The sequence below is a fragment of the Streptomyces sp. M41 genome (genome assembly GCF_043673425.1).
In the GTDB taxonomy this organism is placed as follows: Bacteria; Actinomycetota; Actinomycetes; order Streptomycetales; family Streptomycetaceae; genus Streptomyces.
The window spans coordinates 36390-49760 of the sequence record NZ_JBIMKE010000036.1 but is presented as its reverse complement, the minus strand read 5'-3'; the positions used below and the strand labels follow the sequence as shown (position 1 = coordinate 49760).

Genomic DNA, 13371 nt, shown 5'->3' with positions numbered 1-13371 from the left:
ACATGGCCCCGTCGGGCGGCAGCCTAGAGTCAACGCGCGTAGCGCGACTAGGGGTTCGTGGTCACACCTTGATTGCTTCTGTGCCGGGACTTCGTGCCGGGACTTTGCCCGGACCGCCCCTTACCCTCGTACGCATGACCAGCGACGACATCGCACACCCCCTCTCCTCCCGTTCCATCGAGACCCACTCCGCGCTCTCCCCGGAGCAGACCGAGGCCGTGCTGGAACTGCTCGCGGAGGCCGCCCGCAACGACGGGCAGCAGGCGGTGTCCGAGCAGGGCCGGCTGCAACTGCGCGGCGGTGAGCGCCCCGGCGTCTCCCATCTGCTGCTGTCCCTCGGTGGCGAACTCGTCGGGTACGCCCAGCTGGAGGACACGGACCCGGTGGAGGCCCCGGCCGCCGAACTGGTCGTCCACCCCTCGCACCGCGGCCACGGTCACGGCCGCGCCCTGGGCTCGGCCCTGCTCGCCGCGTCCGGCAAACGGCTGCGCGTGTGGGCCCACGGCGGTCACGCCGCCGCCCGTCATCTCTCCCAGGTCCTCGGCCTCACCCTGTTCCGCGAACTGCGCCAGATGCGCCGCTCCCTCGCGGACCTGAACCTGCCCGACCCGGTGCTCCCCGAGGGCGTCACCGTCCGCGCCTTCGTGCCCGGCCAGGACGACGCGGCCTGGCTCGCCGTGAACGCCGAGGCGTTCGCGCACCACCCCGAGCAGGGCTCGCTGACCCAGCTCGACCTCGACGACCGCAAGGCCGAGCCCTGGTTCGACCCGGCGGGGTTCTTCCTGGCCGAGCGCGCCGGTGAACTCGTCGGCTTCCACTGGACGAAGGTGCACGCGGACGAGGGGCTCGGTGAGGTGTACGTCCTGGGCGTACGGCCGGGCGTGCAGGGCGGCGGTCTCGGCAAGGCCCTGACGACGATCGGGCTGCGCCATCTGGCCGCCCAGGGGCTGCCGACGGCGATGCTCTACGTCGACGCCGACAACAAGGCGGCGGTGTCGGTGTACGAGCGGCTGGGCTTCACCACGTACGAGACGGACCTCATGTACCGCACGGAGACGTGACCCCGACGTACCGCACATAACTCCCCTAAGGGGCGGCGAGCTTGACGCCGCCCCTTCCTTTCCATCATCCTTTCACTACTCAATTAGTGAAAGGGTGGTGGAACGGGTGGTCGACTACCGCATCGACCGGCGCTCCGGCGTCGCCACCTACGTACAGATCGTCCAGCAGACCAAACAGGCCCTGCGTCTCGGCCTGTTGGAGCCGGGCGACAAGCTGCCCACGGCCCGCGAGGTCGTCGAGGCCACCGCCATCAACCCCAACACCGTCCTCAAGGCCTACCGCGAACTGGAACGCGAGGGCCTGGTCGAGGCACGACGGGGACTCGGCACCTTCGTACGCCGCGCACTGGGCACCGCCCCGGCCGACACGCCCCTGCGCGCCGAGCTGGACGCCTGGGCCGCACGGGCCCGCGAGGCCGGGCTGGACCGCGACGACGTGGACGCGCTCTTCACTTCCGTACTGGACACGCACTTCAAGGGGGACGACTCATGACCGACACCGCCATCGAGGCGGCGGCACTGAGCAAGAGGTTCGGGCGCCGCCGCACACCGGCGCTGGACGGCTGCGCCCTCCGGCTGCCGACCGGCCGCGTCTGCGCGCTGGTCGGACCGAACGGCGCCGGCAAGTCGACCCTGCTCTCCCTCGCCGCCGGACTGCTGCGGCCCACCAGCGGCACGATCAGCGTCCTCGGCCGGCCTCCGGCCGCCGCCCGCGAGCGCCTCGCGTACGTCGCCCAGGACAAGCCCCTGCACCCGCAGCTCACCGTCGCCGACACCCTGCGCTTCGGACGCGAGCTCAACCCCGGCCGCTGGGACGCCAAGGCCGCCGAGCGGATCGTCGCCGAGGGCGAACTCGACCCGGACGTCAAGATCCGCACGCTCTCCGGCGGCCAGCGCACCCGCGTCGCGCTCGCCCTCGCCCTCGGCAAGCGCCCCGAACTGCTGCTCCTGGACGAGCCGATGGCCGATCTGGACCCCCTCGCCCGGCACCAGCTGATGGCCACGCTCATGGCCGACGCGGCCGAGCACGGCACCACCGTCGTCATGTCCTCCCACGTCGTCGCCGAGCTGGAAGGCGCCTGCGACCACCTGCTGCTCCTCGGCGCCGGACGCATCCGTCTCGCGGGCCCCCTCGACGACCTGCTCGCCGCGCACCGGCTCGTCAAGGCCCGGTCGGAGACTCCGCTTGCCCCCCACACCGTGATCGAGTCCCGCACCACCGGACGCCAACTCACCGCACTGATACGCCCCGAGGGCCCGCTCGGCGACAGCTGGCAGACCTCCGCCCCGACACTGGAGGAGCTGGTCCTGGCCCATCTGCGCGCCCCCGAGGCACCGGCGCTGCGCTTCGACGGAGTCCAGGAGGTCGCCGCATGACCGCCGTGACCCTCCAGAGGTCCGCCGCCGTCGAGCCCTCCCGGGGGCCGGGCGGACTGCTCTGGGCGATGCTGCGAGTGCACCGCTCGGCGCTGTGGTTCTGGGTGATGCTGGTGGTCGTGGCCGCCGGGGCCCTGCTGTGGGCGTACGGTCCGGGCTCGGACGCCGCCTGGGCCGAGTACCGCAGGAACTGCGACACCGCTCAGCCGGAACTGGGCTGCGACATCTCCGGCCCCGCCTACGGCCGGTACAACACCGCCGTCGCGGTCGGCGCGGGGCTCCTCGGCCTGCTGCCGTTCCTGACCGCCGCCTGGGCGGGCGGCGCGCTCATCGGGCGTGAACTGGAGCAGGGCACCGCCCAGTTGGCGTGGACGCAGTCGGTGTCCCCGGCGCGCTGGCTGGCCGCCAAGCTCGCCGTGCCGGCCGTCCTGCTCGCCGCCGGCACGCTGGCGCTCACCCTGCTGCACCGCCTGGTGTGGTCGGCGGACGGCCCGCTGCGGGTGGTGATGGGCTCGAGCGAGTGGCACCACGGCCCCACCTTCGAGACCAACGGCACCCTCGCCACCGCCTATGTGCTCCTCGGCCTCGCGTTCGGCGTCCTGGCGGGCCTGCTCCAGCGCCGCGCCCTGCCCGCGCTCGGCACGGCGGTCGTGGGCCTGGCCGTCCTCGCGACCGCGATCGGCGCCGTCCGCCCCTACCTGTGGCCGGTCGAGACGCTCGTGGGCAAGGACGAGTACCCGCCCTACATCGGCATGGTCATCGAGGAGGGCGCGCTCACCTCCACCGGTGCCCGGATCGCCGACCCGATCTGCGTCGAGGACGCCAAGTGCCTCGCCGAGCACGACATCGTGGGCTTCTACCGCGACTTCCACCCCGCGTCGCACTTCTGGCCGCTGCAGCTCGTGGAGACCGGCATCGTGCTCGCCCTCGCGACCCTGGCGGTCCTGGCCGCGTTCCGGCTGCTGAAGCGGCGTACCGGAGCCGCCGTATGACCGCGCTGCACGACACTCGGGCGCGCACCGCGCGAGCGACGCCGGCCGGCCTCCGGGGCCTGATCCGGGCCGTGCTGCGCCTGCACCGGGCGGCGCTGACGCTGTGGTGTCTCGCACTGGTGGCCGCCACGGCCGTACTGATCTGGATGTACGCCATCGCGGACGAGGCCCGCCGGGGCGACGTCCCGTGCGCCACCCCGGCCAGAGCGGGCTTCCCCGGCTGCGTGACCATCGACGCGATCACCGTCGACCAGGTCTACGCGGGCTGGATCGAGCTGGTCACGACCGCCCTGGCCTACGCGATCCTGCCCGTGGCGGCCTGGGCGGGGGCCGCGCTCATCGGACGGGAGCTGGAGAGCGGCACCGCGCAGCTGGCCTGGACCCAGTCGGTCACACCGGCCCGCTGGCTGGCCGTCAAACTGGCCGTCCCCGCCGTCCTGCTCACCTCCGGCACCGGTGTGATCGTGCTGCTGAACGTCTGGGCGCGCGGGGACAGCGGCCCGAACCTGGTCGGGGAGTGGTACTACCCGGACGTCTTCGTCGGCACCGGGCCCACCGCGGTCGCCCACCCGCTGGTCGGCCTCGCCCTGGGCGCTCTCGCCGGGCTGCTGCTGCGCCGGGCCCTGCCGGCCGCCGCCGTGGGCTTCGCGTCCACGCTCGTCCTCTACGTCCTGCTGGACCGCTTCCGTGCGCACCTGTGGCCCGCGGTCACCCGCGACGACCAGGGGCGTCCGGAGCTGCCGCGCTCGGCCTGGCAGCTGGACGACGAGGGGGCCGGCCAGGTCTTCCACCCCGTGTCCCACCACTGGCCGCTGCAGCTCGTGGAAAGCGGCGTCCTGCTCGCCGTGGCCGCCGCCGCGACCCTCGCCGCCTTCGGGATCCTGCGCCGCCGCACCCCGTGAGACCCCCGCACGCCCCTCCACGGGGGAGGGACGTGCGGCCCCCGGCCGACGACCGGGTGCCGGACGCCCGCGAGCCGCCCCCCGCTATCCCGCACGCCATGTCTCCGTAACCAGTGGTTCAGACGGGCTTGCGACGCTCGGCCAATGACGCCCGTCGTGCCAGAGCCTTCGCCGACCGCGGAGGGGAGCGCGAGGAACGGGGACGCCCGACGCCTCGCCACCGCGCTCCCGCCCGCCCGTTCCGACGCGCCTGTGAGCCTCGACGCGCGGAACAATGGGCACATGAGCCAGTCCACAAACGCCCAGGCGAACGCCCAGCACGCGCAGCCCTCCGTGGGCTCCATCGCGGCGCACCGCCCGCACACGGTCACCTCGGCTGTCGTCTCCGACCTGGAACCCGACATCGACGCCGACCTCGACTCGTACGAGGTCACCGAGGTCGAGGGCGTCCAGCTGCCCCAGGGCCGCTTCCTGGACCGGGAACGCAGCTGGCTCGCGTTCAACGAGCGCGTCCTGGAACTCGCCGAGGACCCCAACACCCCGCTACTCGAACGGGCGAACTTCCTGGCCATCTTCGCCAGCAACCTGGACGAGTTCTTCATGGTCCGGGTGGCCGGTCTGAAGCGCCGGATCGCCACCGGCGTCGCCACCCGCTCCGCGTCCGGCCTCCAGCCCCGTGAGGTGCTGGAGATGATCTGGGCCCGCTCCCGTGAGCTCATGGCCCGGCACGCCGCCTGCTACCACGAGGACGTCGCCCCCGCACTCGCCGAGGAGGGCATCCACCTGGTCCGCTGGAACGAGCTGCAGGAGAAGGAGCAGGCCCGCCTGTTCACCCTGTTCCGGCACCAGATCTTCCCGGTCCTGACCCCGTTGGCGGTCGACCCCGCGCACCCCTTCCCGTACATCTCCGGGCTCTCCCTGAACCTGGCCGTACGGGTCCGCAACCCCGTCACCGGCACCCCGCACTTCGCCCGCGTCAAGGTGCCCCCGCTGCTCTCCCGCTTCCTCGAGGCCTCCCCCGGCCGGTACGTCCCGCTGGAGGACGTCATCGCCGCGCACCTGGAGGAGCTGTTCCCGGGCATGGAGGTGCTGGAGCACCACGCCTTCCGGGTCACCCGCAACGAGGACCTGGAGGTCGAGGAGGACGACGCGGAGAACCTGCTCCAGGCCCTGGAGAAGGAGCTCATGCGGCGCCGCTTCGGGCCGCCGGTGCGCCTGGAGGTCGAGGAGAACATCAACCAGGAGGTCCTGGACCTGCTGGTACGCGAGCTGAAGATCAGCGAGGCCGAGGTCTACCCGCTGACCGGCCCCCTGGACCTCACCGGCCTCTTCCGCATCGCCTCCATCGACCGGCCCGAGCTGAAGTACCCGAAGTTCGTCGCCGGCACCCACCGGGACCTCGCCGAGGTCGAGTCGGCGTCCGCGCCCGACATCTTCGGCGCCCTGCGCAAGCGGGACGTCCTGCTTCACCACCCGTACGACTCCTTCTCCACCTCGGTGCAGGCGTTCCTGGAGCAGGCGGCCGACGACCCGGACGTCCTCGCGATCAAGCAGACCCTGTACCGGACCTCCGGCGACTCCCCCATAGTCAACGCGCTCATCGACGCCGCCGAGGCCGGCAAGCAGGTCCTCGTGCTGGTCGAGATCAAGGCCCGCTTCGACGAGCACGCCAACATCAAGTGGGCGCGCAAGCTGGAGGAGGCCGGCTGCCATGTCGTCTACGGCCTCGTCGGCCTGAAGACCCACTGCAAGCTGTCCCTGGTGGTCCGCCAGGAAGGCGAAACGCTACGGCGTTACAGCCATGTCGGCACCGGCAACTACCACCCCAAGACGGCCCGCCTCTACGAGGACCTGGGCCTGCTGACGGCCGACCCGCAGGTCGGCGCCGACCTGTCCGACCTGTTCAACCGGCTGTCGGGCTACTCCCGCCGCGAGACGTACCGGCGCCTGCTGGTCGCCCCCAAGTCGCTGCGGGACGGGCTGATCTCACGGATCAACAAGGAGGTCCAGCACCACCGTGCCGGGCGTCCCGCCCACGTCCGCATCAAGGTCAACTCGATCGTCGACGAGGCACTCATCGACGCCTGCTACGGCGCGTCCCAGGCGGGCGTGCCGGTCGACATCTGGGTCCGCGGGATCTGCGCGGTCCGGCCCGGTGTGCCGGGGCTGTCGGAGAACATCCGCGTGCGCTCGGTCCTCGGCCGCTTCCTGGAGCACTCCCGGGTCTTCGGCTTCGGCAACGGCGGCGAGCCGGAGGTCTGGATCGGCAGCGCCGACATGATGCACCGCAACCTCGACCGCCGTATAGAGGCCCTGGTCAGGGTCACCGACCCGGCCCATCGCGCCGCGCTGAACCGGCTCATGGAGACCGGAATGTCCGACACCACCGCGTCCTGGCATCTGGGCCCGGAGGGCGAGTGGACCCGGCACGCGACGGACGCGGAGGGCCAGCCCCTGCGCAATGTCCAGGAGATGCTCATAGACGCCCGGAGGCGCCGGCGTGGCACAGCGACACCTTGACCCGACGGACCCCCTGGCCGGGGCGGTGACCGGGGACGCCCTCGCGGGCTACCTGCGCGCCCAGGCCACGGAGTTCCTCCGAGCCCTGCGCCTGCACCGGGAGACCGGCGGCGACGCGGGTCCCGCCCGGGCGAGGTCCAGGCCGGCGGGCAACGGCTCGGTGGATTCCGTCGAAGCGGCCCGGGCCCTGCGCCGTTCGGCCCGCCGCATCAGCGCCAGCCTGCACACCTTCCGCCCCCTGCTGGACCCCGACTGGGCGGAGTCCATCCGCCCGGAACTGGCCTGGCTCTCCGGCACCCTCGCCATGGAACACGCCCACGCGGCCCGCCTGGACCGCCTGCTGCTGGCCCTGCACCGCCTGTCGGGCGCACCGGCGTTCCCGTCCCAGCCGGGTACCGCCGTCGCGGAGGGCCCGGCAACGGGCATCGCAACGAGGGGCGGCACCTACCGCGCCGGGGGCGGGGGCGGGGGCTCCGCGGAGGGGGCCGGCCGGGCCGAAAGCGTGCGCTCGCCGGGCGGGGTCGGCCAAGCCGGAACCGGGTCTTCGGCGAGCGTGGCCGCCCAGGCCGGCCAGGGAGGTGCGGCCGACGGGTCCGACCCGGCGGGGAGCGCGGGCTCGGCGGACAGGTCCACCCCGGCCGGGGACGCGAGCTCGGCGGACACGGCGGACCCGACAGCCAGCGGCTCCTCTGCGAGCTCTGCCGTGCCGACGACAGGCGGCTCCTCAGCAGGCGCCGCCGACCCCTCGCCGGCCGGCGGGGCGGGCCGTGCGACCTCTCGCAGGGCGGTCGGCACCACGTCCGCTCCAGCCGAGCGGGCCACGGCCGGCCCCCCTGACGCAGCCGCGGGCAGCCGCTCGGGCGCAGCCACCGCCGCCCGCCCCGGCACGGACGCGGTCAGGCACGCCGACGCAGCCACCGGCACCCACATCACCGGCGCCGACGCCGACCGCGCCGACACGCACACAGCCGACACCACCACCGGCCGCACCGACGCAGCCACCACCAAACGCCCCGGCGTCACCACCCTCACCCGTACCGACGCCACCGCGGCCAACCCCGCCGACGCCCCCGCGGGCCCCCGTGCCCCCGGCGCGGCGGCTCTCGTGCGGAAGGCGGACGCGGGCCACGGCAGCGGCCCCGTCGCCCACGCCGCGCCCGCCCCCGCCCCCGACCGCGGCAACCTCACCGTCGGTGCCGCCAAGGCGGGTGCGCTGCTCGAGCGGCAGCTCACCCTCGCCCGGACACGGGCGCACAGCACCGCGCTCCAGGCTCTCGGCAGCAGCCGTTTCCATGCCGTCGCCGACAGCATCGCCGTACTGGCCAGCGAGGTCCCCCTGACCCCCGCCGCGGCCGACGCCGATCTGCGCCCCCTCGCAGCCGCGGCCGAGGAGCGCCTCACCGACGCCGTCGCCGCGCTTCCCCTGGTGACCGCCGGCCACCCTTACAACGCCGAGGCCCTGATCCACGGCCTGTCCCCGGACCCGGCACCGCACCCGCAGGACGCCCCCTGGCACCAGGTCCGGCTGCTGCTGCGCCTGCACCGCTACGCCCGCGAGGTCCTCGACGGCGACGACGCCCCCGTCGACGTACGCCTGTCGGCGTCCGGGCAGGCCCTCGACCGGCACCGGGACGCCTCCGAGGCGGCAGCCGCCGCGGCCCAGGCGGCCCGCACCCCGCGCATCGCCCCGGCGACGGCGTACGCCCTCGGCGTGCTGCACGCCGACCAGCGGCACGAGGTGGAGGCGGCACGGTTCGCGTTCCAGCAGTCCTGGCAGATGCAGACGGTGCCGATGCCTTGAGGCCCTGAGGACCAGAGGACCTGAGGACCTGTGGACCTGAGGAAGGAGAGGAAGGAGGCGTGTCCGGTGACTCAGGCGAACGACCTCGTCGTCCATGCGGCCGGTTGCGTGCTGTGGCGCCGTGGACCGGAAGGCGGTGAGCTGGAGATATGCCTCATCCACCGGCCGAAGCACGACGAATCGTAGAACCGACTATCACAGTGCCTACGCTGCGTCGCATGATCGACACCAGGAACCCGGCACGACCGTCCAAGACGTTCTCCCGCTCCTATGTCGCCCCTGAGTTGCAATCACACTTGGACCAGGGGGGCACGGTCGAGGAGTGGCTAGGCGGGAGGACGCCTGTTGCCTCCATGGCCCGCATCTCCGCCGACCGGCTGAAGGGTGACGCGATCGGCGTAAGCCGCCAGCACAAAAACAACGCACGTAACGCAGACCTGCACGGTTGCGCCGTCGTCGTGCACTACGAGGACAACAACATCACGGCAGCCAAGCGTGAGGTCATCCGTCCCGCCTTCCTCCAAATGATCAAGGACATCACCCACGGTCACGAGGAAGAGACAGGCATCCCGCTCAAGGGCTGTATCGCGGTGGAACGTGAGCGGGTATACCGACTCCCCCGTGACTTCGTCGCCCTCCAGGACGCGTTGGTACTGAACGGGACAGGGACCTTCATCGAAGACAAGACCCCTCTGAATCTCGTAGACGATGACGGCACGATCATCGCCGGTCTGGTGACCTCCGGTACGGGCGAGGCAGAGGTTCGCAAGGTTCGGAAGAGGACGAGGCGAAACGCCAAGGACCGGGCCGAGGAAGGCGGTGTTCCCGGTGGCCCCCGCCGCTTCGGTTGGCTTGGAGTGGACAAGCGGGAAGGGCGCTTGGGTAACGAGAAGAAGAGCCCCGCTGAGTGGCCCTACTTGATTCAAATGATCAAGAAGCGGGCAGACGGCCGTTCTTGGCGCCACATCACGGGTTGGATCAACCGCGAGAGAGACAAGGACGGGAACCCCATCCTCACCGCGCGGGGAGGTAAATGGTCCGAACAAGGTGTCAAAGGGGCAGTTACAAATCCCGCTTGGTGGGGTGGACGGATCCTTGATGGAGAAATCGTCAAGGACCCCGACACGGAAGAACCCAAGCTGGGGAAATGGGAATACGCCGACCCCGAGGTTGACCAGGTGGACTACGACACTTGGAAACAGATCATGGCCGGGGTGAATGCGAACCGCCTACACCGAGGCATGACTAAACCCTCTACCATTACAACAGAGGGCGAGAGCACCCGCGTTGGAAAGTATCTCTTCTCAGGGATTCTCCGTTGCGGACGGATCAACGACCTGAACGAGGTCTGCTACTCAAAACTCAACGGCAATAAAGCCACCGGGAAGAACGCAAAGTATGGCGATTACTACCGGTGCGGTGACGCCAACTGCAAAGGCGTAGGCAGCCGCGTGGCACCGGTTGATAAATACCTTGAAGAGCTGGTCTTGGCCTATCTAGACAAGCACTTTTCGGGAACCAAACCCAAAACCACGCCATGGAGGGGAAAACAAAAGCTGGCCGGGCTCATCACCCAGCGCAAGAAAATCAAAGACTCCGTGGCAAACGGAGAAGCCGACTGGGACGACGTACACGACATGATCACGCGCCTCAACAGGAACATCAAAACACTTGAGGCGGAGGAACAAGAACACCTCCGGGCAGAGTCCAAGAGGAATCTACTCACGGGCTGGAGCCAAAAGAAATGGGGCAAAATGGAACTGAACGAGAAGAAGGAGGCCATCTCTCAAGTTCTCACCTCAGTTGTAGTTCTGCCAGTGCCCCGAGAGCGAGGCGACAAGGCCCCGTTTGATCCCAACCTCTTGCAGGTCTCTTGGCGCAAGGACAAGCAGGCTAATCCTCAGAGTCAAGACCAAGAATCGCTGCCAACGTCTGACGTTGCATAGGGCCCGGTTCAGGCGCATTGGCTAGCTGAGCCTGCACCCATTCATCTATTGAAGAGCCTTCCCATTCCAGGCCCCAGGCTTCCTGCCGGGGGTTTCCTGTGCGGCACTTTCCTTGCGAGGCATACCGCCACCCCTCGGCGATCATGTCTCTTCTGATTTCGCGTAGGGCTGCGAGGTCTTCGGTGATACCGACCGCGAAATCGGATTCGGCCGGGGAGTGCCCGGAGCCGACGTAGCGCCAGGCGGATTCGGTGACGGTGTCTCGGTCTTCCAGAGCGAGGAGGCCGCCGCCGTTCTGGTGGTCCGCGCGCACCTGGCTCAGGGCTCCGTATGCGGTGGAGTACTGGGTGGATTTGGTGAGGACGGGGCCCCGGTAGCCGAGGGTGTGAGCCCAGGCCCGGAGCCTGATTCCTCCAATTCGGGTAGGCCGCCCAGGCGCCAGCAGGCCGCCGTCAGAGCCCGCAGGTGGGCATTCACCGGGGCGAGGCGGATCCTCGCTGGGCTCTGGCGCCCTCTCCAGTTCGGCAGCCACCCAGTCAGCGACGCTGACCGTCTGGCCCCTCCCAACGTCGCTCCTGCTGCTCCGGCATCACAGCCCCCTCGCGTCTTCGTCGTTACCAATGGCGATAAGCGCGGCAGGGATCAGATGCCGGTCCCTCTCATGCGTGAGTCGTTCACGAGCACCGTCGGGCGGGAGCCAGACAAGATCGCTGACTTCCTGGTTCGGCTCAAAGGCGCCGTCGGTTGCCTCCGCCACCCAGTAAGAGACCTCTTTGGGACGCCCCTGATGATCGGTGTACTGCGACGAGGGGAGCTGCGTTCCCAGTCGGCACATGTAGCCGGTCTCTTCCAGCACCTCGCGGCGTGCCCCCGCTTCAGGCGCTTCCCCCCGCTTGAGCTTGCCTTTGGGCCAGGACCAGTCAGACCACTTCGGTCTGTAGACCACCGCCAGCTCCAGCCCGGCCGACGAGCGACGCCACAACAGGCAGCCCGCAGCACGAACGACATACGCTCGATCCATGTGGTCCATGGTGCCGCCAAAGTGTCGAAGGCGCCCTGACCTGCGACTTTTTCCACTGTGGTTAAAGTTCATACGCCGACTGGTAGGTACGCTACTGGGCCGCCGAAGCCGGCCCCGGTGCCTTCACCCCGGGCACGGAGGTGGACCGCATGCTGTGGCTGTCGCCCACGGCCGCCCGGCGCCGTCTGACCCAGCCGAGAGACCGCACCCTCGTGGACGCCCTACTGGAGTCCCTGCGCCTCGCCTAGTGCGAAGCAATCCGCACAAATTCTCGGAATGCCCCCGTGTCCTCGACGTAAGCGTTCCGTGACCTCACCGCACCGTCCCCAGGGGTTCACCCCTCGTTCATGTACGCCCATCGGCGGCTTCACCTGATCTGCCTAATTTCAGCCTTACGCGGTGCGGACCGCGCCCGGGGGGAGCGTCCGCATCACCCATTCTTCGCACGCCGCCGAATTCAGGACGGCGGCTCCTGGAAGGAACTCCCTCAAGTGAAGCTTCAGCGCAAGAACCGGCGGGCTCTCGCTCTCGGCGCTCTCGCCGTCTCCGGCGCCCTGGCCCTCACGGCGTGCGGCTCCGACGAGACCGGCAACAACGGTGGGGGCGGTGCCTCCAGCGCCGCGGCCGGCAACATCAAGTGCGACGACGCCCAGGGCCAGCTGCTCGCCGACGGCTCGTCCGCCCAGAAGAACGCGATCGACGCCTGGGTCAAGCAGTTCACCGCGGCCTGCAACGGCGTGCAGATCAACTACAAGGGCGGCGGCTCCGGCGCCGGCGTCACCGCGTTCACGCAGGGCCAGGTCGCCTTCGCCGGCTCCGACTCCGCACTGGACGAGGAGGAGATCACCGCCTCCAAGAAGGTCTGCTCCAGCGGCCAGGGCATCGACCTGCCGATGGTCGGCGGCCCGATCGCGGTCGGCTACAACGTCCCGGGCGTCGAGGACCTCGTCCTGGACGCGCCGACCCTCGCCAAGATCTTCAACGACAAGATCAAGAACTGGAACGACCCGGCGATCGCGAAGCTGAACCCCGAGGCGAAGCTTCCCGACCTCAAGATCCAGGCGTTCCACCGCTCCGACGAGTCCGGCACCACGGACAACTTCACCAAGTACCTGATCGCCGGCGCCAAGTCCGAGTGGCCCTACGAGGGCGGCAAGGCCTGGCAGGCCAAGGGCGGCCAGTCCGCCGCCGGCTCCTCGGGTGTCGCCCAGCAGGTCAAGCAGACCTCCGGCGCCATCAGCTACATGGAGCTGTCGTACGCCAAGGACGGCATCGACGCGGTCAAGATCGACACCGGTGCCGCCGAGCCCGTCGAGGCCAATGTCGCCAACGCCACCAAGATGATCGCCGCCGCCAAGCGCGTCGGCACCGGCAAGGACATGGCGCTCGAGCTGGACTACGCCACCAAGGCCGACGGCGCCTACCCGATCACCCTGGTGACGTACGAGATCGTCTGCGACAAGGGCAACAAGGCCGAGACCCTCCCCGGCACCAAGGCGTTCCTGCGCTACATGGCCTCCGAGGACGGCCAGAAGATCCTCGCGGAGAACGACTACGCCCCGATGCCCGCGGAGATCATCTCCGAGGTCCGCAAGACCATCGAGGGCCTGAACTGACCCGAGTGCGGTCCGGTCCGGGGCCCAGTTCCCGGACCGGACCGCACCGTCCGGTGCACCGCCGCCCGGAGCCGTGTCTCACACCCGGCTCCTCCGAGCCGCCGCAGACCGCATGCGGCTCCGCAGACCGGAGAA

At 70.1% G+C, this 13371-nt stretch carries 11 protein-coding genes and 3 pseudogenes; 12 read left to right on the top strand and 2 right to left on the bottom strand.

Annotated elements, in window-relative coordinates:
* Positions 1 to 134 precede the first annotated feature (134 nt).
* The 10 genes and pseudogenes from mshD (at position 135) to ACHBTE_RS31425 (ending at position 10599) form a co-directional block, all read left to right on the top strand.
* Positions 135 to 1061 carry a mycothiol synthase gene (mshD, locus tag ACHBTE_RS31470; protein ID WP_394728333.1) on the top strand — a complete coding sequence of 309 codons (927 nt, stop codon included), beginning with the start codon at positions 135 to 137 and terminating at the stop codon, positions 1059 to 1061.
* Between the two features lie 106 nt (positions 1062 to 1167).
* Positions 1168 to 1554 carry a GntR family transcriptional regulator gene (locus tag ACHBTE_RS31465; RefSeq protein ID WP_394728397.1) on the top strand — a complete coding sequence of 129 codons (387 nt, stop codon included), beginning with the start codon at positions 1168 to 1170 and terminating at the stop codon, positions 1552 to 1554.
* Positions 1551 to 2438 carry an ABC transporter ATP-binding protein gene (locus ACHBTE_RS31460; RefSeq protein WP_394728331.1) on the top strand — a complete coding sequence of 296 codons (888 nt, stop codon included), beginning with the start codon at positions 1551 to 1553 and terminating at the stop codon, positions 2436 to 2438. The genes ACHBTE_RS31465 and ACHBTE_RS31460 overlap by 4 nt, the downstream gene beginning before the upstream one ends.
* Complete coding sequence (locus tag ACHBTE_RS31455) at positions 2435 to 3430, top strand: ABC transporter permease (protein ID WP_394728329.1); 996 nt, start codon at positions 2435 to 2437, stop codon at positions 3428 to 3430. The genes ACHBTE_RS31460 and ACHBTE_RS31455 overlap by 4 nt, the downstream gene beginning before the upstream one ends.
* Positions 3427 to 4332, top strand: a complete 906-nt coding sequence (locus ACHBTE_RS31450) for a hypothetical protein (protein WP_394728327.1) — start codon at positions 3427 to 3429, stop codon at positions 4330 to 4332. Before ACHBTE_RS31455 ends, ACHBTE_RS31450 begins: the two co-directional genes overlap by 4 nt.
* A 144-nt stretch (positions 4333 to 4476) precedes the next feature.
* On the top strand, positions 4477 to 6852 hold the full coding sequence (locus tag ACHBTE_RS31445) for an RNA degradosome polyphosphate kinase (protein WP_394728324.1): 2376 nt from the start codon (positions 4477 to 4479) through the stop codon (positions 6850 to 6852).
* A pseudogene (locus ACHBTE_RS31440) lies at positions 6833 to 7162 on the top strand (CHAD domain-containing protein); the annotation flags it as partial. The gene ACHBTE_RS31445 and the pseudogene ACHBTE_RS31440, both read left to right, overlap by 20 nt.
* Before the next feature lie 393 nt (positions 7163 to 7555).
* Entirely contained in the window at positions 7556 to 8653 is a 1098-nt protein-coding gene (locus tag ACHBTE_RS31435) for a CHAD domain-containing protein (protein ID WP_394728395.1), read from the top strand.
* A gap of 66 nt (positions 8654 to 8719) precedes the next feature.
* Positions 8720 to 8833 (top strand): annotated as a pseudogene (locus ACHBTE_RS31430) (DNA mismatch repair protein MutT); the annotation flags it as partial.
* Positions 8834 to 8871: 38 nt separating this feature from the next.
* Positions 8872 to 10599 (top strand): recombinase family protein, encoded by a 1728-nt coding sequence (locus ACHBTE_RS31425; protein ID WP_394728322.1) that lies wholly within the window; start codon positions 8872 to 8874, stop codon positions 10597 to 10599.
* Here ACHBTE_RS31425 and ACHBTE_RS31420 read toward each other — a convergent pair.
* Together ACHBTE_RS31420 and ACHBTE_RS31415 are read right to left on the bottom strand one after the other, a co-directional pair.
* Positions 10547 to 11131: a replication initiator gene (locus ACHBTE_RS31420; protein WP_394728320.1), complete on the bottom strand. Its 585-nt coding sequence runs from the start codon at positions 11129 to 11131 to the stop codon at positions 10547 to 10549. The genes ACHBTE_RS31425 and ACHBTE_RS31420 overlap by 53 nt on opposite strands.
* A 57-nt stretch (positions 11132 to 11188) precedes the next feature.
* Positions 11189 to 11620 carry an NUDIX hydrolase gene (locus ACHBTE_RS31415; RefSeq protein WP_394728318.1) on the bottom strand — a complete coding sequence of 144 codons (432 nt, stop codon included), beginning with the start codon at positions 11618 to 11620 and terminating at the stop codon, positions 11189 to 11191.
* Between the two features lie 86 nt (positions 11621 to 11706).
* Between ACHBTE_RS31415 and ACHBTE_RS31410 the strand changes: the two are divergent.
* Positions 11707 to 11868, top strand: a pseudogene (locus tag ACHBTE_RS31410) (DNA mismatch repair protein MutT); the annotation flags it as partial.
* A gap of 243 nt (positions 11869 to 12111) precedes the next feature.
* On the top strand, positions 12112 to 13236 hold the full coding sequence (pstS, locus tag ACHBTE_RS31405) for a phosphate ABC transporter substrate-binding protein PstS (RefSeq protein ID WP_394728316.1): 1125 nt from the start codon (positions 12112 to 12114) through the stop codon (positions 13234 to 13236).
* The last annotated feature ends 135 nt before the right edge of the window (positions 13237 to 13371 follow it).

Excerpts from the sequence above, each read along its gene's own strand:
- mshD (WP_394728333.1), top strand. The coding sequence starts at position 135 with ATGACCAGCGACGACATCGCACACCCCCTCTCCTCCCGTTCCATCGAG.
- ACHBTE_RS31460 (WP_394728331.1), top strand. The coding sequence starts at position 1,551 with ATGACCGACACCGCCATCGAGGCGGCGGCACTGAGCAAGAGGTTCGGG.
- ACHBTE_RS31455 (WP_394728329.1), top strand. The coding sequence starts at position 2,435 with ATGACCGCCGTGACCCTCCAGAGGTCCGCCGCCGTCGAGCCCTCCCGG.
- ACHBTE_RS31450 (WP_394728327.1), top strand. The coding sequence starts at position 3,427 with ATGACCGCGCTGCACGACACTCGGGCGCGCACCGCGCGAGCGACGCCG.
- ACHBTE_RS31445 (WP_394728324.1), top strand. The coding sequence starts at position 4,477 with ATGACGCCCGTCGTGCCAGAGCCTTCGCCGACCGCGGAGGGGAGCGCG.
- ACHBTE_RS31425 (WP_394728322.1), top strand. The coding sequence starts at position 8,872 with ATGATCGACACCAGGAACCCGGCACGACCGTCCAAGACGTTCTCCCGC.
- ACHBTE_RS31415 (WP_394728318.1), bottom strand. The coding sequence starts at position 11,620 with ATGGATCGAGCGTATGTCGTTCGTGCTGCGGGCTGCCTGTTGTGGCGT.